This window comes from Maricaulis maris MCS10, from assembly GCF_000014745.1.
Taxonomy (GTDB): Bacteria; Pseudomonadota; Alphaproteobacteria; order Caulobacterales; family Maricaulaceae; genus Maricaulis; species Maricaulis maris_A.
This window is the reverse complement of sequence record NC_008347.1, coordinates 2,955,844-2,976,612: the sequence shown is the minus strand read 5'-3', so window position 1 is coordinate 2,976,612 and position 20,769 is coordinate 2,955,844. Positions and strand designations below refer to the sequence as shown.

The window sequence follows — 20,769 nt, the reverse complement described above, 5'->3', positions numbered from 1 at the left end:
CTAGCGCTCTTTCAGTCGGGGAAGGAGGTCAATCAGGTTACAGGGCCTGTGGGCTTCGTCGAACTCGTCGCGAAGGATATGGTTCCAGGCATCCTTGCAGCCGCCGGAGGAACCCGGAATGGCGAAAACATAGGTGCCGTTCGAGATTCCGGCGACGGCCCGGGACTGAATGGTGGAAACCCCGACCGACCTGAAACTGATCTGGTGGTAGACGGCAGCAAAGCCGTCCATTTCCTTGTCGAACAGGGGGCGCAACGCTTCCGGCGTCACATCGCGACCTGTCAGCCCGGTGCCGCCCGTCGCGATGATGGCATGGATGTCCGGATTGACGATCCAGTCGCGTGCACGCTCGCGGATGGATGTGACGTCATCGGCGATGATGGCATGATCAATCACGGCATGATTGGCTGCAGCGATTTGCTCCCGCAACCAGGGACCGGTCTTGTCAGTCCGGTTGTCGCGGGTGTCTGACACGGTCATGACTGCGAAGCCGATCGTCACTGGTTTGTGCGTCATGGGGTGGTTTCCATCCATTGTTCGGACGCCGTTTGGTCGGCTGAGGTCGGCTCGATCCAGACCGCGTTTTCGCCGCGCCACTCCCGTTTCCAGAACGGCGCCTCTGTTTTCAGCACATCGATTGTAAAGCTGACCGCGTCAAGCGCGGCGCGGCGGTGGGCCGCGGTGGCGGCGATGTAAACGATGGGTTCGCCGACGGGCATGCGGCCATACCGGTGTGCAATCAGCAAAGCCTGAAGGCTGAACTGGGTCATGGCCGTCGCGCCGATCCGCTCGAGCGCGCGCTCTGTCAAGACCGGGTGGTGGATCAGCTCGAGTGCGGTCAGGTCGGAACTGGCGCGAACATGACCGGCAAATGTCGCAACGGCACCACAGGCCGGGTCATGACCGACAAGCCGGTTCAGCGATTGCAGGTCCAGCGTATCGCCGCCGAGCCGGATGATCGGTTGCATGCTCATCCACCGGAAAAAGGAGACATGAAAGCAATCCGATCGCCATCGGCAAGGGAAAGCGGCGCGTTGCGTGCGATCATCTTGTCATTGATGGCCAGCCGGATATGCGGAGCCCGAAGAGCATCACCGCCTGGCTTGGACTCGGCCACCAGCGCGATCAGGTCGTCTACTGTGACAGGCGCAGCCGTCGTGCGCATTGTGTCGGTACGGGCGCCAAGCCGGTCCTGAAGCGGGCCGAAAAACTCGAGTTCAAACTGCATCACGATCAGCCTCCGGTCGTGGCCATGTCGCGGGGCACAGCCGCTGCAGCCCCTCGGGAAACATCGAAATCATGGCCGCGTTCTTTCTGCCGCATGGCGGTGTCGAGCAGGGCGTCGAGCGCTTCCGGTCCGCCATTGCGCAGCGCATCGCGCAGGTCCACGGCGCCATTTCTGCCCAGGCACATGTAGAGCTTGCCCGTGCAAGTCAGCCGGACACGGTTGCAGGTGTCACAGAAATTTCCGGTCAGGGGCGAGATGAATCCGAGGCGCCCGCCGGTCTCGGCCAGCCGGACATAGCGGGCCGGACCTCCTGTGGAGTCGGGCAGGTCGGTCAGGGTCCAGCGGTTTTCAAACTCTGCCCGCAACTGGGCCAGCGACAGGAATTGGTCGGCCCGGTCAACGCCGATCTCGCCGATTGGCATCACTTCGATCAACGTGACCTCATGACCTTCGCCATGAGCCCACTCGATCAGGCCCGGCAAATGCCCGTCATTGACGCCTTTCATGGCGACGGCATTGAGTTTGACCTGCAGGCCTGCAGCCCTGGCGGCGCGAATGCCAGCCAGTGTCTGCTCCAGTTGACCGCCCCGCGTGAGGGTAGAGAAGGTGTCCGGATCGAGCGTGTCGAGGGAGATGTTGAGCCGCCGGATTCCGGCGCTTGCCAATGCAGCGGCATAGCGCGGCAATTGGGTCCCATTGGTTGTCAGGCAGACTTCTTCCAGCCCGGATTTGCCGATCCGGGCACCCAAATTCTCGATCAGGCTCAGTATATCCTTGCGGACCAATGGTTCGCCGCCGGTCAGACGGACCTTGGTGACGCCCCGTGCAATGAAGGTGTCGCAAACCGCCGTCAGTTCCTCGAGCGACAGCAAGTCCTTCTTCGGCAGGAAGGTCGGCTTGGCTTTCATGCAGTATACACACCGCAGGTCGCAGCGATCGGTCACGGACAGGCGAAGATAGGTAATCTGTCTGCCGAACGTGTCGACAAGTGGCGCTCGCTGAAGGGTTAAGTCCGGCCGGTCCATGCGGGCCTCCTGATCGCTCGAACTTGACATTTATCATGCCTTGTCGATGCGGCAAGTGACGTCTCGTCGCATGTCAGACCGGGTTGCGAAAAGACGCAAGGTCATCCGGCGCGTTGATGTTGCAAAAGTGATCGGACCGGTCCGGCCCGATTGCCAGCCATTCTGTCCCGAGAGCGGCGAGCAGACGGCGAACCGATGCTGCTTCTGTGCGGTCAGGCAATGCTCCCTGGGCGGTAATGAATACCGGCAGGGGATGGTCTTCCCAGGCGCGACATCGGGCGGACGTCGGTTGCAGGAGCGGGGTCAGGGTTTCGACGCACAGGCCCGGCATGTCGACCGGGATAATGAGGACGCCGTCCTGACCGGATTCCCGGGCGACTTCCAGGGTATCGAAGATGGCATGTCCGGGTCCTTCGCCGGGGCGACTGTCGGGTATCGCGTCCGCGACCCCCGGTCGCCCGCTGACGCGGATAGACCCGCATCCGGTCGACGCCAGAAGTGCGCGACCCCGGTCCAGCAATGTTTCACCATCCAACTCGATCATTGCCTTGTCACGGCCCATCCGGCGTGACTGTCCGCCGGCCAAGACAACGCCTGTAATGTTGAATGTGTCAGCTGTGCGGGTCATCGATCAGCGGATTTGGTTTGCAGAAACGGGCCAGTGCCTCGCGATCGTCAATCTCGACACGGGAACCGTCCATTATAATGCCATGAGCCTGCAGCGAACCGAAGGCGCGGGACAGGTTCTCTGGCGTCATGCCGAGGATGGATGCGAGGCTTTTCTTGCCATAGGGCAGCGTCACGACCCTGGCCTGACCAGCCTTGTCATGCAGGCGAAGTAAATAATTGCCGACGCGTTCGACAGCGGTTCTCAGTTTGAGGTTCTTCATGGATTTCACGACTGAGCGATAGCAGGTGGCCAGCTCGGCCACGATGGCTCGGGCGAATTCCGGGTCGTTTTCGAAAACGGCCCGGACATTCTGCGACGGGATCAGAAGCAGAGTGCTCGCGGTTGCGGTCCTCGCCGACATCAGGAAAGGGGCGTCCTTGATGGTCGCCGCAAGGATGAAGGTCGAAACTGGCGAAACGATCGCCATCGATGTCTCCCGGCCATGACTGGCCGAGAAAAGCTCAACCCGGCCTTCCATAACCAGATAGAGAAAATCTGCCGGCTCGCCTTCCCGGATCAGATCAACATGCTGCGGAATTCGCTGGGCATAAGCAGCGCGCATGAGCTGTTCGAAATGGTGCTCTTCCATCTTCGAAAACAGCGGTAGCTGGCGAATGGTCTGGCGATCCTCATCGCGCATGTCGTCTCCGATCAGGGGCCTGATTGACGGGGTGAGGTCGACCTACACGTATCCTTGACCTACATCAAGGGTGGAGTTGATTTAAAGTAACGCGTCGCCTTACTTAAGTCATATGCTGAATTGACCGGCACTGTAGTTTGGGTTGCGTGTGCGGTTGATTGACGCGCGACAAGTGTCGCGGTTTTAACGACAAATGCAGTTTGCTATCAATCCATGACGCCTTCGGATCGAAGGGGGACATGGGAGAGTGACATGCACGTGCTTGACGGGGTGACCAAAGGCCAACAAAGGCAAGCGCTGGGAATGAGCACCCTGGCGTTCACGACTTGCTTCGCGGTCTGGACAATCTTTTCGATCATCGGGATCCGGATCAAACAGGAGCTCGGCCTGTCAGAGACCCAGTTTGGTCTGCTCGTGGCAACCCCCGTCCTGACCGGTTCGATCAGTCGCATCTTTCTCGGCATCCTGACCGAACAGGTCGGCGGCCGGATCATGTTTCCGATCCAGATGGTGACGACCGCTGTTGCTGCATTCCTGTTGTCGATGGCTGACAGCTATCCGCTTTTCCTCCTCGCGGCCCTGGGGGTCGGTCTGGCTGGCGGTTCCTTCATCATCGGCATCGCCTATGTCTCGCGATGGTATGACGCGAAGTCCCAAGGGACCGCGTTGGGTATTTTCGGTGTCGGCAATATGGGGGCCGCGGTCACCAATTTCGGCGCCCCCTTCCTGGTCGTGGCATTCGGCTGGCAGCAAACGGCGCAGATCTACGCGGTTGTCCTGCTGGTCATGGCGCTGATCTTCTGGGTTTTCACCAAGGATGACCCGGTCTTGGTCGCGCAACGGAAAGCGGGCGCCCGACCGGCATCCGCGCTGATGCAACTCGAGCCGCTCAAGAACCCGCAGGTTTGGCGTTTCGCGACCTATTACTTCTTTGTTTTCGGAGCCTTCGTGGCCCTCGCCTCCTGGCTGCCGCGCTATTATGTCGGCGCCTACGGGCTCGATCTGCAAACCGCCGGCATGCTCGCCGCAGCCTATTCCCTTCCGGCGTCGATTTTCCGCGCGTTGGGCGGTTGGATGTCGGACAAGTGGGGTGCGCGCTTCGTGATGTACCTCACCTTCATCATCTCGCTCATCTGCCTGTTCATCCTGAGCTACCCCGACACCCGCTACATCGTCAGCGGGATCAACGGGCCGATCGAGTTCAGCTTCGGCATCGGCGTGCCCTTGTTCGCGACTCTCAGCATCGGCCTCGGCTTCGTGATGTCGCTCGGTAAGGCGGCTGTCTACAAGCACATCCCGGTCTACTACCCGCATCATGTCGGCGCGGTCGGCGGCCTGGTTGGCATGATTGGCGGGCTTGGTGGTTTCATTCTGCCGATCAGTTTCGGGGTCATGAATGATCTGACCGGCGTCTGGACCAGTTGCTTCATGCTGATGTTCATAATCGTGCTGGTCTCGACGGTCTGGATGCATCTGGCCATCCGCCGCATGGAACGGCGCAAATTCCCCGAGCTCGCAACCGATACTCATCTCAGCGACGTCCCGGACCTCCCCCACCCGGCGCCGGCGGCGCGCTGATTTCGCCGCGGCGGTGATGGCCGAACCTCCCCCGGTCCCGACCATCACCGCCGCAGTCGAACCAACAACAACAAGGAAGTGCCGACGATGGCAAAGGACCTCAAAGACTGGAATCCGGAAGACCCGGAGCAATGGGAAAACGGCGGTCAGGGCATTGCCAACCGCAATCTCTGGATTTCCATTCCCGCCTTGTTGTGCGGGTTCGCGGTGTGGCTCTACTGGGGCATCATCACCGTCCAGATGATCAATCTGAATTTCGGTTTTACCCAGGCCGAGCTGTTCACGCTCACGGCGATCGCCGGGCTGTCCGGTGCGACGTTGCGAATTCCGTCGACCTTCTTCATTCGACTGGCCGGGGGCCGCAACACGGTCTTCCTGACCACGGCGCTCCTTCTCATTCCGGCAGCGGGCACCGCGGTAATCCTTCAAAATCCTGATGCGCCGCTCTGGCAATTCCAGTTGATGGCGCTGCTGTCAGGTTTTGGCGGCGGTAATTTTGCCAGCTCGATGTCCAATATCAGCTTCTTCTTTCCCAAGAAGGTGCAGGGCTACTCCCTGGGAATGAATGCCGGTCTGGGCAATTTCGGCGTCACCACCATGCAGATCCTGATCCCGCTGGTGATGACAGTCGGTGTCTTCGGCGGCTCCTCGATGATCCTTGAAAACACCTCCGGCACGCTGATCGGACGTATTCCGGCGGGCACGGAAACCTTCCTGCACAATGCCGGTTTCATCTGGGTTGTCATCCTGATCCCGATCGTCATCGCGGCGTGGCTGGGCATGAACAACATCCGGGACGAGCACGTCTCGCCGGACATCGGTTCCCCAATCGCTGCCTTTGCAAAAATCATCGGCATGTTGGCAATCGGCCTCGTGACCGCTGCTGCAGGTCTCTGGTTGATGCTGCCGGAGACGGCAAACGGGTCGGGCTGGGGTGTATCGAAATGGCTGGTCTTGCCGCTGGTGATTGCGGCAACGGTGTTTGCGCTGAAAGCCATTCCGGGTGCAATCCGCAAGAGCCTTGACCGCCAGTACAAGATTTTCCGCAATACCCATACCTGGGTGATGACGGTCATCTACACGATGACTTTCGGATCCTTCATCGGATTTGCGGCCGCCTTTGGTCTTGCCATCAAGGTGATCTTCGGCTTCCAGCATATCGAGGTGGACGGCGTTATGACCCATGACGTCGCGAACCCGAACGGGCCGAGCGCGTTGATGTTCGCCTGGACCGGGCCATTCATTGGCGCCCTGATCCGCCCGATTGGCGGCAAGCTGGCCGACCGTTTCGGCGGGGCGCTGGTCACACAGGTGATCTCGGTCATCATGGTGATCTGTGCGCTCGGCGTCGCCTGGTTCATGAAGCAGGCTTATGGCTCGGCTACGCCGGAAGTCTTCTTCACCCCCTTCCTGATCCTGTTCCTGGTGCTGTTTGCGGCGACCGGGATCGGCAATGGCTCGACCTTCCGCACCATCGCAGTGGTCTTCGACCGCGAGCAGGCGGGCCCGGTGTTGGGCTGGACCTCGGCCGTTGCGGCCTATGGCGCCTTCATCATCCCACAGGTCTTCGGCGAACAGATCCGGGCGACCACGCCGGAATACGCGCTGATCGGCTTCGCCGTCTTCTACGCCGTCTGCATCGCCATCAATTGGTGGTTCTACCTGCGCCCCGGCGCTGATGTGAAAAACCCGTAAAGGAAACAGAGATATGAGCCATCTTCTCGACCGCCTCACATTCTTTGCACGCAAGTCTGAAGCGTTTTCTGACGGGCATGGCATCACCACGACCGAAGACCGCAAGTGGGAGGACGCCTATCGCAAGCGCTGGCAGCACGACAAGGTCGTGCGCTCGACCCACGGCGTGAACTGCACCGGGTCGTGCAGCTGGAAAATCTACGTCAAGGGCGGGTTGGTGACCTGGGAAACCCAACAGACTGACTACCCGCGCACCCGTCCAGATCTGCCCAATCACGAACCCCGCGGCTGCTCTCGCGGCGCCAGCTATTCCTGGTACATGTATTCGGGCAATCGCCTGAAATACCCGTTGATCCGCAGCCGCCTCCTGAAAGCCTGGCGCAAGGCGCGCGAGACCCTGTCGCCCATGGCGGCCTGGCGGTCGATCCAGGCTGATCCGGCGGCGCGCAAATCCTATGTGTCAAAGCGCGGTGCCGGCGGGATGGTCCGTGGCGACTGGGACGAGGTCAACGAGATCATCGCCGCCGCCAACGCCTATACCGCCAAGGAGTACGGGCCCGACCGGGTGTTTGGCTTTTCGCCGATCCCGGCGATGTCGATGGTGTCCTATGCAGCGGGCTCGCGTTACCTGTCATTGCTCGGCGGCGTCTGCATGTCGTTCTATGACTGGTATTGCGACCTGCCGCCGGCCAGTCCGCAGACCTGGGGTGAGCAGACCGATGTCCCGGAATCGGCTGACTGGTACAATGCCGGATTCCTGCTGATCTGGGGGTCGAACGTTCCGCAAACCCGGACGCCGGACGCGCACTTCTATACCGAGGCGCGATATCGCGGCACCAAGAGCGCGGTGATCTGCCCGGACTATTCGGAAGCCTCCAAGTTCGGCGATATCTGGCTCAATCCCAAACAGGGAACCGACGCCGCGCTCGCGCTGGCGATGGGCCATGTGATCCTTCGCGAATACCATCTTGACCGCCAGGCGGCCTATTTCGAGACCTACGCCCGCGAAAATACCGACATGCCCAACCTGGTCCGGTTGGAAAAGAAGGATGGCCGCTATGTTCCGGGACGGCTGCTCCGGGCCTCGGACTTCGCCGACAATCTCGGTGAGGACAACAATCCGGATTGGAAAACGATTGCCTATGATCGCAAGTCGGCAAGCTATGTGGCGCCGCTTGGATCGATCGGTTTTCGATGGGGCGAGAAGGGCAAGTGGAATCTCGAACAACGCGCCGGCAAGGGCGATGAGGTCGAGCTGGAGCTGTCCTTCATCCTCGACGACCGCCATGACGAGGCGGTCGAGGTCGGTTTTCCCTATTTCGGCAACAAGCATCATGATCATTTCGCCGGAACCGATCACCCGGATGTCCTGACCCGCAAGCTGCCGGCACGCCGGGTGGCCCTGAAGGACGGTGAGGCACTGGTCGTCACCGTGTTTGACCTGATGTGCGCCAATTACGGCCTTGACCGCGGTCTCGGCGGCGATGACGTGGCACGCGATTACGACGACATGGCGCCTTACACACCGGCCTGGGCAGAAGCGATTACAGGTGTGGATCGCAAGAAGATCATCGCCACGGCTCGCGCCTTTGCCACCAATGCCGAGAAGACGAATGGCAAGTCGATGGTCATTCTCGGTGCCGGTCTGAACCATTGGTACCACATGGACATGAACTATCGGGGGATCATCAACCTCCTGGTCATGTGCGGCTGTATCGGCCAGTCCGGCGGCGGCTGGGCCCACTATGTGGGGCAGGAAAAGCTGCGCCCGCAAACCGGCTGGCAGCCACTGGCCTTCGCGCTCGACTGGAACCGCCCGCCGCGCCACCAGAATTCCACCTCCGCCTGGTACGCACATACCGGTCAATGGCGCTATGAGACGCTTTCGGTCGATGAAATCCTGTCGCCGACGGCGCCTGAGGGCGACTGGTCCGGGTCAATGATTGACTGGAATGTCCGGGCCGAGCGGATGGGCTGGCTGCCCTCCGCGCCGCAATTGCAGACCAACCCGCTAGACTTGTCACGGGCGGCTGCCGAAGCCGGCGTCGACGCCAAGGACTATGTGCTCAATGGTCTCAAGTCCGGAGACGTGAAGCTGTCCTGCGGTGATCCGGACAATCCGGCCAACTGGCCGCGCAACCTCTTCGTCTGGCGCTCCAACCTGCTCGGCTCATCGGGCAAGGGGCACGAGTATTTCCTCAAACACCTTGTTGGCGCGAGCCATGGTGTTCTCGGCCATGAGGCCGGGCCGGACATGCGCCCGTCCGAGGTCGAGTGGGCGGAGCATTGCCCGGAAGGCAAGCTGGACCTGTTGGTCACGATCGACTTCCGCATGTCCACGACCTGCGTCTACTCCGACATCGTGCTGCCAACCGCGACCTGGTACGAGAAGAACGATCTCAATACGTCTGACATGCACCCCTTCATCCACCCGCTGACGGCGGCGACGGATCCAGCCTGGGAAGCGCGCAGTGACTGGGACATCTTCAAGGGTCTTGCGAAAAAACTGTCGGAGATCGCACCGGAGGAGCTGGGCGTGGAGACGGATATCGTCCTGACCCCGATCCTGCATGACACGCCCGGCGAAATCGCCCAGCCTTTCGACGTCAAGGACTGGACCAAGGGTGAAATCGAGGCCATCCCCGGCAAGACGATGCCGCAAATCACGGTCGTCGAACGGGATTATGCAAGCCTCTACAAGAAGTTCACCTCCCTCGGCCCGTTGCTCGACACGCTCGGCAATGGTGGCAAGGGTATTGGCTGGAATACCGAGGACGAGGTCGAGCATCTGGCAGCGCTGAATGGCGTTGTGCGCGAGGCCGGCATCTCCAAGGGGCGGCCGAAAATCGAGACGGCCATTGATGCCGCCGAGGTCATCCTCATGCTCGCGCCGGAAACCAATGGCGAGGTTGCGGTCAAGGCCTGGGATGCCTTGTCCAAAAATACCGGGCGGGATCACACCCATCTGGCAGCGCCAAAGGAAGACGAGAAGATCCGCTTCCGGGATGTGGTCGCGCAGCCGCGCAAGATCATCTCCTCGCCAACCTGGTCAGGCATAGAGAGCGAGGATGTCTGCTACAATGCCGGGTACACCAATGTGCACGAGCGCATCCCCTGGCGCACGTTGACGGGTCGTCAGCAGCTCTACCAGGATCATAAATGGATGCTCGCCTTCGGTGAGGGCCTGTGTGTCTACCGGCCACCGATCGACACGGCGACCGTGGCGCCGGTGATCAACTCCAAGCCCAATGGCAACCAGCAGATCGTGCTGAACTTCATCACACCGCACCAGAAGTGGGGGATCCACTCCACCTACACCGACAATCTGTTGATGCTGACCCTGTCACGCGGGGGACCAATTGTCTGGCTATCGGAGGACGACGCCAGATCAGCAGGCATCGTCGATAACGACTGGGTCGAGGCCTATAATTCGAACGGAGCCCTGGTGGCCCGGGCGGTGGTCTCGCAGCGGATCAAGTCGGGCACCCTGTTCATGTATCACGCCCAGGAAAAGATCGTGAATGTTCCGGGTTCGGAGCTGACCGGACAGCGTGGTGGCATCCACAACTCGGTCACCCGGACAACCCTCAAGCCGACCCACATGATCGGCGGCTACGCCCAGCAATCCTATGGATTCAACTATTACGGCACGGTTGGTTCCAACCGCGACGAGTTCGTCATTGTCCGCAAGATGGACAAGGTCGACTGGCTCGAAGGCCCGGCCGGTGATGAAATGGAGGCAGCGGAATGAAAATCCGTGCGCAAATTGGCAAGGTCCTCAATCTGGACAAATGTATCGGCTGCCACACCTGTTCCGTGACCTGCAAGAATGTCTGGACCAGCCGCGAGGGCGTTGAATACGCCTGGTTCAACAATGTCGAGACCAAGCCGGGTGTCGGCTATCCCAAGGACTGGGAAAACCAGGGCCGCTGGAATGGTGGCTGGAAACGGTCCGGCAACGGGTCGCTTCATCCGAAAATGGGATCGAAATGGCGGGTCCTGGCGAAGATTTTCGCCAATCCGGACCTGCCGCAGATCGATGATTACTACGAGCCGTTCACCTTTGATTACGGTCACCTGCAATCGGCCAAGGAGTCGAAAGCCTTTCCGACCGCCCGACCGCGCTCGCTGTTGACCGGCGAGCGGATGGAAAAGATCGAATGGGGTCCCAACTGGGAGGAAATCCTCGGCGGAGAATTCTCCAAGCGGTCCGAGGACTACAATTTCGAGGGCATCCAGAAGGAGATTTACGGCGAGTTCGAAAACACTTTCATGATGTATCTGCCGCGTCTGTGTGAGCACTGCCTCAACCCGACCTGCGCGGCGGCTTGCCCCTCTGGTGCGATCTACAAGCGCGAGGAAGACGGCATTGTCCTGATCGACCAGGAAAAATGTCGTGGTTGGCGCATGTGCGTGTCCGGCTGCCCGTACAAGAAGATCTATTACAACTGGTCGAGCGGCAAATCCGAGAAGTGCACCTTCTGTTATCCGCGTATCGAGGCGGGTCAGCCGACCGTATGTTCGGAGACCTGTGTCGGCCGGATCCGTTATCTCGGCGTCATGCTCTACGATGCCGACCGCATCGAGGCAGCGGCCTCGATGGAAGACGAGAAGGATCTGTACCAGGCCCAGCTCGACATCTTCCTCGATCCGCATGATCCGGAAGTTCAAGCCCAGGCGCGCCGGGACGGCGTGCCGGAAGCCTGGCTGGAAGCGGCCAAGCAGTCGCCGGTTTACAAGATGGCGATCGACTGGAAGGTCGCTTTCCCCCTTCACCCTGAATACCGCACCTTGCCGATGGTCTGGTATGTGCCGCCCCTGTCGCCGATCAAGAACGCGGCCGAGTCCGGCGCGCTCGAGACCGATGGCGAGATGCCGGACGTCCGGTCCCTGCGCATCCCGCTTCGCTATCTGGCCAATCTGCTGACGGCCGGGGATGAGGAGCCAGTCGCGCTGGGTCTCGAACGCATGCTCGCCATGCGGGCCTACATGCGGTCGAAAACGGTTGAGGGCGTGATCGACGCGTCGATCGCCGAACGGGTCGGCCTCACCGAGGATCTGATCGAAGACATGTACCAGATTATGGCGATCGCCAATTACGAGGATCGTTTCGTCATTCCGACCTCGCATCGCGAAGAGGCGGAAGAAGCCTTCGATATCCGGGGCGAGTGCGGGTTCAGCTTCGGCAATGGCTGTTCGGACGGGCAGAGCAAGGCCTCGCTGTTTGGCAGCCCGCGACGCCGCGCCCAGGTCACCCCGATGGAGAAAAGCTGATGACCCTGTCTTTCAAGGTATATGCAGCCCTGCTCAGCTATCCGACCGAGGACATCCGGGCCGCCGCGCCGGCCTTTGCCGGTGCCCTCGACGAGGAAGCTCTCCTCGCGCCGGGTGACCGGACGGGGGTTGCGCAGTTGATCGAGGAACTCGCTTCGCAGGATCTCTATGAACTGCAGGCCCGTTATGTGGACCTGTTCGACCGGTCCAGGGCCCTGTCGCTGCACCTGTTCGAGCACGTTCATGGCGAAAGCCGGGATCGCGGTCAGGCGATGGTCGACCTCAAGGCGCTCTACGAGAGCCACGGTCTGGAAATCACAGCCAGTGAGCTGCCCGACTTCCTGCCGCTTTTCCTCGAATACCTGTCCCTGCGCCCGCTCGAAGAGGCGAAGGCCCTGCTGGGGGAAACGGCCCATGTACTCGACGCCCTCGCCGAACGTCTGGGCAAGCGCAAAAGCGTCTACCAGGCCGTGCTGCTCGATCTGGCGCGGATAGCCGTCCGGCCGGCCGAGCTGGAAAAATCTGCCGTCGAGACACCGGCTGAAGACCCGCAAACCCTCGAGGCCATCGATCAGGCCTGGGAGGAAGAGCAGGTCCGCTTCGGGCCAGACCCGTCGGCTGGGTGTCCGGTCGCCGAAAACATGCTCACCAAGATGGCGGTTCCACCTGCCGCCGCATCCGATGAAGGACGCCGGCCATGAGTGATATTCTCAACTCTGCCCTGTTTGGCATCTATCCCTATATCGCCTTGGCGGTTCTCGTGGTCGGCTCGATCATCCGCTACGATCGTGAGCCTTATTCCTGGCGCGCCGGGTCCAGCCAGCTCTTGCGCCGGCGTCAGCTGGTCCTCGGCTCAATCCTTTTCCATGTCGGAGTCCTGGTGATCTTCTTCGGTCACCTGGTCGGCCTGTTGACCCCGATCGGCGTTTTCGATGCGCTGGGGATCAGCCATGGTGCCAAGCAGCTTCTCGCTGTTATCGCCGGCGGGGTCGCCGGGGTCATGGCGCTGATCGGTGCAAGCCTGTTGCTCCACCGGCGCCTGTTCGATGCGCGAATCCGGTCCACGACCAGCTTTTCAGACATGGCCATATTGCTGATGCTCTATGCGCAACTCCTGTTGGGTGTCGGATCCATAGCGGTCTCGATGCAGCACCTCGATGGTCACGAAATGACCAAGTTCATGAGTTGGGCGCAGGGCGTCTTCACCTTCCAGCCCGGCGTCGCGGCTCATGTCGCGGACGTGCACTGGATTTTCAAGGCGCACCTGGTGCTTGGCCTGACGATATTCCTGGTCTTCCCGTTCACGCGACTGGTCCACATGTTCAGCGCCCCGGTCCGCTACATTTTCCGCCAGGGTTACCAGGTCGTCCGCCGCAAGCCGAAGAAGGGAGAGGCAGGATGACCACAAGCACCCTGATTTCAAAGCCGGCCGAAGCCGTCATTCCGGTCATCGTCAATGGTGTCGAGATCACTGCCGAGGCCATCGCGGCGGAAGCCCAACATCATCCAGCCAAGCGTCCCGAGGTCGCATGGCAGGCCGCGGCCCGCGCCCTGGCGATCCGCGAAGCCTTGCTGCAACGCGCCCGCGCACTCGACCTGGTGGCCGAGCCGCTGACCGATGCCGAAGGGCGGCCTGAGGCGCCGGATGACTCATTGATCCGGGTCATGCTCGATGTCGAGGTCAAGACGCCGGAACCGGACGAGGCTTCCTGTCGTCGCTATTACGACAACAACCGGGAAAAGTTGCGTGCGCCGGATCTCTACGAGCCGGCCCACATCCTTTTGCAGGCCGATCGCCGGGACGCGCCGGCGTTTGAGCGAGCACTGGCCGAGGCCCGCACCCTGCTGGAAACCCTGAGCGAAAAGCCGGATCTGTTTGCCCGCATGGCGCGGGACCGGTCGGATTGCGTCTCGGCGACCGAGGGAGGGCGCCTGGGTCAGGTCATGCGGGGCCAGACGACACCGGCCTTTGAGGCTGTGCTGGCGCAAATGCAAGCCGGTGCCATTCATCCCGAACCGGTCGAAACGCCGTACGGCGTCCACATTATCCGGCTTGATCACGCGGTGCGTGGAAACATCCCGGAGTTCGCACAAGCCCGGCCGTTGGTTGAGGAATTCCTGCGGGACGCCAGCTGGCGCCGGGCTGTCTCGCAATTCGTGTCGTTGGTCATCGGAGATGCCGAAGTCTCCGGGGTCGATCTCAAAGGGGCGCAGTCCCCACTCGTTCAATAGGGAAACCAAGTCGTGATTCTGACCGAAACCAAGTCGTCCAAGACCATGCTTATGATTGGCTGTGCCTTCGGGCTCGCCGCCATTACCGGCGCCGCGTTGGCGCAGTCCGAGCCGGATATCCTGTTGAATGCCCGTCTGCGGTATGAACAGGTCGATCAAGAGGGGTTTGCCGATCGCGCCAATGCGCTGACCTTGCGAACGCGCCTGGGCATCGATAGCGGTGAGATCGAGGGTTTTCGCTTCCTTGTCGAGGCCGAAAACGTGCTTCACCTCGTCGATGACTTCAATTCCTCGACCAATGGTCGCACCGGTTTCCCGGTTGTCGCCGACCCGGAAGAGACCGAGCTCAACCGTCTACAGGTCAGTTTCACCGGCTTGTCCGACATGGTCGCCGTCCTCGGCCGCCAACGCGTCGTCCTTGGAGACGCCCGACATGTCGGCAATGTCGGATTCCGGCAGAACGAGCAAACGTTTGACGCTTTCAGACTGACCTGGACCGGCCAGGAGGGCGGCACGTTCAACTACCTCTATCTGGATCGCGTCCACCGCATATTCGGCGATGACCACCCGGCCGGCGAATGGGACCTTGATGCGCATCTGTTCGATGGCGATTACGCGACCCGCCTCGGAACCTTCGGCGGCTTTGTTTATCTCGTTGACAATCAGGATGTTGCGGCACTCTCAACGGCCACTTTCGGGGCCCGTTGGAGCGGACAGCATGTGACAGCCGACAACACGAACCTCGCCTGGTTGGCCGAGTATGCGCGCCAAAGCGACCGCGGCGATAACCCGGCCAGTTTTGACCTGGACCTGTTCAGGGCTCAGGTGAGCCTGGCAGCGAACGGGTGGTCCGGGGCGATTGGTTTCGAGAGCCTTGAAGGCGATGGCGTGCGTGGTTTCTCGACGCCGTTGGCGACACTGCATGCCTATCAGGGTTGGGCGGACGTGTTCCTGACAACGCCGGCGAACGGTATACGCGACGCCTATGTCCGGTTCGGATGGGCTACTGCGCAATCTCCCATCGGCGAAAGCCTGTCCGCGGCGGTGATCTTTCACGATTTTGAGGCGGGCAATGGTGGCGGCGATCTCGGCTCCGAAATCGATGCCGTCGTGACGACGCGTCTCAGCGCCCACTACGCACTCGAACTCAAGGCGGCTTTCTACAACGGTCCCGCCGGCGGACCTGCAGACCGTGACAAGGTGTGGTTGGCCTTCACCGTGAACTACTAGGGGGCCATTGGCTGAACGGAGATCGCCATGATCGATGATCTGCTGCGCAACAATGCCGATTGGGCGATGCGCAAGACACAGGACGATCCTGACTTTTTCCGTCGCCTGTCCGCGCAGCAGCACCCGGAATACCTCTGGGTCGGGTGCTCCGACAGCCGGGTGCCGGCCAATGATATTGTCGGACTCGATCCGGGCGAGCTGTTCGTTCACCGCAACATCGCCAACCTCGCGCCGGCGCAGGACACAAATTTCCTGTCGGTGCTGCAGTTCGCTGTCGAAACGCTGAAGGTTCGCCATGTCATTGTGTGTGGGCATTATGGATGTGGCGGTGTGGCCGCAGCCGTTTCGGGGGATCGTCACGGCCTGATCGACCATTGGCTGCAGCCCATCCGGGATACCTCGGACGAACTGGCCGGACACTTGTTGCGAATTCGGGACCCAAAAAAGCGTCTGGACGCGCTGTGTGAGGGCAATGTTGCCATGCAGGTTCGGTCGATCGCCTGCAACCCGATCATCGCTGATGCCTGGCGTCGTGGGCAGGGCGTGGCGATCCACGGCTGGATCTATGCAATAGAGAACGGTCTGGTCCGCGACCTGGGCGTCACCGTTCGTGGCTTGCAGGATGTGTCGCACCATTTCCCCAACAGCCTTTCGGTCTGGCTGGGTACCGACGCGTCGCCTGAACTCCAGGCATGTTGCCAGACGCTGCCGGGATAGCAATCGTTCCAGGGATGTTGTCCAGGCGATTGTGCTTCGCTGCTTGCAGGCGCCATTCCCGAGCAAAATCCAGCCCAGGCGGTGCCGCCGGTTTGCGGAGTTGAGCGCTGCGGGTTAGACCAGTTCCGGTCCGGGGTCATCCGTCCGTCTACGGCGCGCGGGTCTGGCTAGGGCGAGGGGAATTTGATGTCGGAACGGCTCGGGAAATGAGTGCCACACGACGGATTGCTTTGGTCGACGATCATCGCATGTTTTCGGATGGTTTCAGTGCATTGCTGATGCAATTGCGCGACGGCCATATCGTGGACGTTTTCGATGATCCGGTCGACTTTCTCAAATCTTTCCAGTCCGATTCCAGCTATGATCTGATCATACTCGACCTCGTCATGCGGACCATGAACGGGCTCGCTCTATTGGCGGCCATACGGGAACGCAAATCGCGCTGTCCGGTCCTGATGCTGTCCGGGATCGGTGCCGATCCACCGCTCGCCGAAATGAAAAAACTCGGCGCGCGTGGATTCGTGCACAAGTCGGCCGACACGGAGACGCTTCTGGCGGCGGTCGATGGCATTCTCGCAGGCCAGACCCGATTTTTCGGGGCACCTGACCCTGACGCAGACGGTGATGAGGATGATGACTGGCCTCCGCGTGGGGATCGTCCCTTGCCACGCCTTGGTCAACGCCAGCTCGAAATCGTCCATCTGATGGCCGGGGGAGCTACCAACAAGGAAGTCGCAGCGACCCTCAATATCAGCGAGAACACCGTCAAATCGCACATGCGGGCGATCTTCGAAGCATTGGATGTTCACACCCGGACCGCTTGCGTGCGAAAGGCCCAGGCCCTGGGGATGATCTAACCGTCCGCGTCGAGTGAAGGCGTCGGCGATACATGCTCCATCAGGACGGCGTGCAATTGGGCAGGATCGGCTGGCTTGGCCAGGACCGTGATGTCTTCAATGCTTTCCAGTCGCTCGAACTGATAGATGTCGCCTGTGAGCAGGACGGCGGGAATGTCGCAGACGACCTCTGAGCGAAGCGCCAGGATGGTGTCCAGCCCGTCTTCACCGTCAGCCAGCCGCTTGTCGATGATCAGGAGCGCCGGCTCGGCATCGGCCCAGGACAGGAGCTCAAGCGCTTCCACGCCGGACGCTGCCGCGATCACACGGCAGCCCCAATCGGTCAGAAGCATGGTCAGACCTTCGCGCAAGGCCGCTTCATCCTCGACCAGGACGACCAGCGGCGAGCCGGCGATGCTCGTGATGGACGGCGTGTCAGGGCAGGCTTCCGTTTGAACCTGACGGAAGGGCAGCACGATGCCGGCCCGGGTTCCCACGCCCGGTTCGCTGTCGAAGCGAAGTTCCACCTCAAGCTTGCGGGCGAGCTGGCTGACGATGGTCAACCCCAGGCCCAGTCCCTGAGGCGCGTCATTTCCGGGCGACCCCAGCTGGACATATTCTTCAAAAACGCGGGCCTGGTCGGCAGCCTCGATGCCCGGTCCGGTATCGACGACCTCGACGAAAACCGAAACATCTTCGCGGTGCCAGTGCAGGTCGACCCGACCGCCAGGCGGCGTGTAGCGGGTGGCGTTGGCGAGCAGGTTGCGGAGGATACGCGTGACCAGAAGCGGGTCACTTTCGACCCAAACCGGAGCGTCGCTGATGTCGAGCGTGATGTCGCCATCCGCTGCCATGGCGGCGAATTCCGCCCTGAGGCCGTCCAGTTCCGCTGCGAGGTCAAACACACGTTTGCGGGCAATCACCGCGCCACTGTCCAGTCGGGCCGTCTCGACGAGCGCTTGCAACAGCTGTTGCTGGCTGCGCCAGCACCCCTCGATCTTGTCCAGCATCTCGACCTGGTCGGGCTGGTTCAGGGTGCGGCGCATGGCGGTGATGAAGAAACTTTGTGCCTGCAGGGGTTGGGACATGTCATGGCTGGTTGCGGCGAGGAAACGGGACTTGCTGGCGCTTGCCTGCTCGATGACGCGGTTCTGTTCCTGCAGCTTGCGGGTCAACTCCGCCGTCCGGGCTGCCGCCAGTGTCGCGATCGTTTGCAATTCGGCGCGGGCGCTGACCATCAATCCGAACGCGTAGTAGATCAACAATCCGATGCCAATGATCCGCAAAGGCCCTTCGACGGTCAAAAGCCAGTAGGCGGAAAAGGGAAAGAGTGTGCTGGTGGCCAGGCTGACATAAGTCGGGCGGTATTCAGCGCTGGGCATCATGCCGCCGACCGTGATCGAGAACACCATATTGATGGCGATGAACAGGTTGAACAGGTTGTCTGCGTCCAGATAGGCGATGGCGAGGCCACCCCAGACCAGGCCGGTCACTCCCGAAATCGCTGTGTGGACCGTCAGGTACCGCTTGTAGTTCTGCTGGTCGACGCCGTCCGGTGCCAAGAGCTTCGCGGCGAGATAAACGACCCCGACCATCATGCTGGTACAGGCCAGCCAAAGGCCGGCAAAACGCAGGTCCCCGTTCAGGACGACAAGCGCCGCGAGATAGAGGACGACGCCCTCAACGACAAGGCATGAGGTGCGCGTACGCGCGTGCAACAGCCGGGCCTGATCGAGACGGCGCTGATCGAGATCCGCATGGATGGGCGCCGCGGGTTCCGGATTGTCTCGGGCGTGATCGGTCATGAAGGCCCCTCGGAACGCCTCAGCGGGCGCCGACGTGGAGCCTTCCCGCAAGATTGCCACCGCGGTCGGATCGGCTCAACCGCCCGAACGGGTGAGAAGGCGGCTCAATCGGCGTCGCTGCGGCTGGCCAATCGGTTGATGTTGGTCCGGTGTTGATCCCGGCTCACCGGATATCGACGGGTCACCATGACCATCGCCAGCATGAACGCGGCAGGGATCCAGGATACCATGGCGGTGATGGAATCCAGCGCATAGCCACCCGGCGCTTCTTCCGCGGCGTAGCCAGACAGTGTCAGCAATCCGCCGGTCAGCAGGGCCGCCAGCCCGGCTGAACATTTCTGGACAAAAGTGGTCAGGCCGAAGGTCCGGGCTTCGACCCGGATACCGGTGCTCAGCTCACCATGGTCAATCACGTCAGGCATCATCGACCAGAACATGACCGGGATAGCCGCACTGCCGGCGCCGATCAGGCAGATCGCGACCAGGGCGACAGAGACCCCTCCAAGCGGGGCCAGCCCCATCATTACATAGCCGACCGTCGCGACCAGCAGGCCGCTGATCATCGTTGATCGCTTGGAGGTCCGGGCCGACAGCATCATCCACAGCGGTGCCGCGATGATCATTGCCAGTGCCGGGCCGGCCAGAATCGCGGCGGCTATCTCGGGCGCCTCCAGGACGTGATTGAGAAAATAGAGTTGGCTCTGTATGAACAGCGCAAAGCCAATGGTCGCCAGCATCATCAGAACCAGCAGGCGCTGCAGCGGCCCATTGCGGCGGGTGGCAGACCAGAGTTCCAGAATATCCTGACGGATATTGGCCTTGGGTGCGACGGGCCGGGGTCGATCGGGTTCCCGGGTCGCCAGGCTGGATCCGAGCAGGATGGCGATAATGACGGCGCCGATCACAAACGACGCCAGACCATACCCGGTCCGCTCGCCGGCATGGGCTGTGGCTTGGACGAGCAGGGGGGTCGCGATGGCGACGGTCAGCCCGCCCAATGCCGCGCCGATGACCCGGAGGGCGGACAGGCTGCTGCGCGCGTCACCGTCGGTGGTCAGGCGCACGGGCAATGTGTTGTAGGGCATGCTGGCATAGGTGTAGGCCGTGCGGAAGATGAGGTGACCGGCGAGGGCGGCCCCGATGGTCCAGACTTCACCACCGGCAGGAACCGCGAACAGCAGGGCATAGCTCAATCCCAGCGGAATGGCGGCGCGACGCAGCAGCGGGCCGTAGCGGCCCCGGCGGGCCGCGAACCGGTCGGCGTGGCTGGCGACCAATGGGTCGGAGACCGCATCCCAGATCATGCCGGTCAGATAGATCGTTCCGGCGACCCACGGCGAGAGAAGCAACACGTCCGTATAGAAATAGAGCAGGAAGAGCGCGGCGCCCTGCCAGGCTGCCACAAAGCCGAAATCGCCGATGCCGTATCCTATGCGTGTGCCGATCCCCAGGGGCGCACGGGCCGATGGTGTGACCGGTGAATGGGTATTCGGCAAACTCATCAGCGCGGGCCTTTCAAGCGACCGTGTAAACGGTCGGCAAGACCACCCGTTTGGGTGATTGTTGCTACCGGCAAAATCCGGCCCAATCAAATTTAAATCAAACCTTTATCCAGATTGCGGGCGTGCGCCTGTGGCGGGATGGAGGTGTTCGATTTGAGGTTGCAAGCCGCGGTCTGTGCCGGGGTTTCAGCGAGCCTGCTTTGACGGGCTCGATGAGGGGGAATGACATGGGTCCGGTTATGTTTCGCATGCGACAGGGTGTCCGCCGTTTGGGTAGCCGTTGGTTTTCGGCCGCGGCGGCGTTGCCTTCAAAGATTGCCGGGCTCGGTCTTGCTGC

Annotated in this window: 18 protein-coding genes; 10 read left to right on the top strand and 8 right to left on the bottom strand. The window is 61.4% G+C overall.

The window, feature by feature from the left end; all coding sequences use genetic code 11:
• From MMAR10_RS13995 to MMAR10_RS13970, 6 genes are all read right to left on the bottom strand, one after another.
• Nucleotides 1-516 carry a molybdenum cofactor synthesis domain-containing protein gene (locus MMAR10_RS13995; RefSeq protein ID WP_011644644.1) on the bottom strand — a complete coding sequence of 172 codons (516 nt, stop codon included), beginning with the start codon at nucleotides 514-516 and terminating at the stop codon, nucleotides 1-3.
• Nucleotides 513-968, bottom strand: coding sequence for a molybdenum cofactor biosynthesis protein MoaE (locus MMAR10_RS13990; protein ID WP_011644643.1), 456 nt, complete (start codon nucleotides 966-968; stop codon nucleotides 513-515). The genes MMAR10_RS13995 and MMAR10_RS13990 overlap by 4 nt, the downstream gene beginning before the upstream one ends.
• Before the next feature lie 2 nt (nucleotides 969-970).
• Nucleotides 971-1,228: a MoaD/ThiS family protein gene (locus MMAR10_RS13985; protein ID WP_011644642.1), complete on the bottom strand. Its 258-nt coding sequence runs from the start codon at nucleotides 1,226-1,228 to the stop codon at nucleotides 971-973.
• 5 nt (nucleotides 1,229-1,233) lie between these two features.
• Nucleotides 1,234-2,253 carry a GTP 3',8-cyclase MoaA gene (moaA, locus tag MMAR10_RS13980; protein WP_011644641.1) on the bottom strand — a complete coding sequence of 340 codons (1,020 nt, stop codon included), beginning with the start codon at nucleotides 2,251-2,253 and terminating at the stop codon, nucleotides 1,234-1,236.
• A 73-nt stretch (nucleotides 2,254-2,326) separates the two neighbouring features.
• Nucleotides 2,327-2,881 carry a molybdenum cofactor guanylyltransferase gene (mobA, locus tag MMAR10_RS13975; protein WP_011644640.1) on the bottom strand — a complete coding sequence of 185 codons (555 nt, stop codon included), beginning with the start codon at nucleotides 2,879-2,881 and terminating at the stop codon, nucleotides 2,327-2,329.
• Nucleotides 2,865-3,563: a helix-turn-helix domain-containing protein gene (locus MMAR10_RS13970; RefSeq protein WP_011644639.1), complete on the bottom strand. Its 699-nt coding sequence runs from the start codon at nucleotides 3,561-3,563 to the stop codon at nucleotides 2,865-2,867. The genes mobA and MMAR10_RS13970 overlap by 17 nt, the downstream gene beginning before the upstream one ends.
• A 252-nt stretch (nucleotides 3,564-3,815) precedes the next feature.
• Between MMAR10_RS13970 and MMAR10_RS13965 the strand changes: the two genes are divergently transcribed.
• The 10 genes from MMAR10_RS13965 (at nucleotide 3,816) to MMAR10_RS13920 (ending at nucleotide 17,146) form a co-directional block, all read left to right on the top strand.
• On the top strand, nucleotides 3,816-5,141 hold the full coding sequence (locus MMAR10_RS13965; RefSeq protein ID WP_011644638.1) for an MFS transporter: 1,326 nt from the start codon (nucleotides 3,816-3,818) through the stop codon (nucleotides 5,139-5,141).
• 87 nt (nucleotides 5,142-5,228) lie between these two features.
• Nucleotides 5,229-6,836 carry an antiporter gene (locus MMAR10_RS13960; protein WP_011644637.1) on the top strand — a complete coding sequence of 536 codons (1,608 nt, stop codon included), beginning with the start codon at nucleotides 5,229-5,231 and terminating at the stop codon, nucleotides 6,834-6,836.
• 13 nt (nucleotides 6,837-6,849) lie between these two features.
• Entirely contained in the window at nucleotides 6,850-10,587 is a 3,738-nt protein-coding gene (locus MMAR10_RS13955; RefSeq protein ID WP_011644636.1) for a nitrate reductase subunit alpha, read from the top strand.
• Entirely contained in the window at nucleotides 10,584-12,110 is a 1,527-nt protein-coding gene (gene narH / locus MMAR10_RS13950) for a nitrate reductase subunit beta (protein WP_011644635.1), read from the top strand. The genes MMAR10_RS13955 and narH overlap by 4 nt, the downstream gene beginning before the upstream one ends.
• On the top strand, nucleotides 12,110-12,811 hold the full coding sequence (gene narJ, locus MMAR10_RS13945; protein WP_011644634.1) for a nitrate reductase molybdenum cofactor assembly chaperone: 702 nt from the start codon (nucleotides 12,110-12,112) through the stop codon (nucleotides 12,809-12,811). Before narH ends, narJ begins: the two co-directional genes overlap by 1 nt.
• Nucleotides 12,808-13,512 carry a respiratory nitrate reductase subunit gamma gene (narI, locus tag MMAR10_RS13940; RefSeq protein ID WP_011644633.1) on the top strand — a complete coding sequence of 235 codons (705 nt, stop codon included), beginning with the start codon at nucleotides 12,808-12,810 and terminating at the stop codon, nucleotides 13,510-13,512. Before narJ ends, narI begins: the two co-directional genes overlap by 4 nt.
• Nucleotides 13,509-14,342, top strand: coding sequence for a peptidylprolyl isomerase (locus MMAR10_RS13935; RefSeq protein ID WP_011644632.1), 834 nt, complete (start codon nucleotides 13,509-13,511; stop codon nucleotides 14,340-14,342). The genes narI and MMAR10_RS13935 overlap by 4 nt, the downstream gene beginning before the upstream one ends.
• Nucleotides 14,343-14,354: 12 nt before the next feature.
• Nucleotides 14,355-15,572, top strand: a complete 1,218-nt coding sequence (locus tag MMAR10_RS13930; RefSeq protein ID WP_011644631.1) for a hypothetical protein — start codon at nucleotides 14,355-14,357, stop codon at nucleotides 15,570-15,572.
• A gap of 27 nt (nucleotides 15,573-15,599) precedes the next feature.
• On the top strand, nucleotides 15,600-16,289 hold the full coding sequence (locus MMAR10_RS13925; protein WP_011644630.1) for a carbonic anhydrase: 690 nt from the start codon (nucleotides 15,600-15,602) through the stop codon (nucleotides 16,287-16,289).
• A 206-nt stretch (nucleotides 16,290-16,495) separates the two neighbouring features.
• Entirely contained in the window at nucleotides 16,496-17,146 is a 651-nt protein-coding gene (locus MMAR10_RS13920) for a response regulator transcription factor (protein ID WP_011644629.1), read from the top strand.
• Here MMAR10_RS13920 and MMAR10_RS13915 read toward each other — a convergent pair.
• Nucleotides 17,143-18,930 carry a hybrid sensor histidine kinase/response regulator gene (locus tag MMAR10_RS13915; RefSeq protein ID WP_011644628.1) on the bottom strand — a complete coding sequence of 596 codons (1,788 nt, stop codon included), beginning with the start codon at nucleotides 18,928-18,930 and terminating at the stop codon, nucleotides 17,143-17,145. The genes MMAR10_RS13920 and MMAR10_RS13915 overlap by 4 nt on opposite strands.
• Nucleotides 18,931-19,034: 104 nt before the next feature.
• Nucleotides 19,035-20,432 carry an MFS transporter gene (locus tag MMAR10_RS16490; RefSeq protein ID WP_011644627.1) on the bottom strand — a complete coding sequence of 466 codons (1,398 nt, stop codon included), beginning with the start codon at nucleotides 20,430-20,432 and terminating at the stop codon, nucleotides 19,035-19,037.
• Nucleotides 20,433-20,769: the final 337 nt, after the last annotated feature.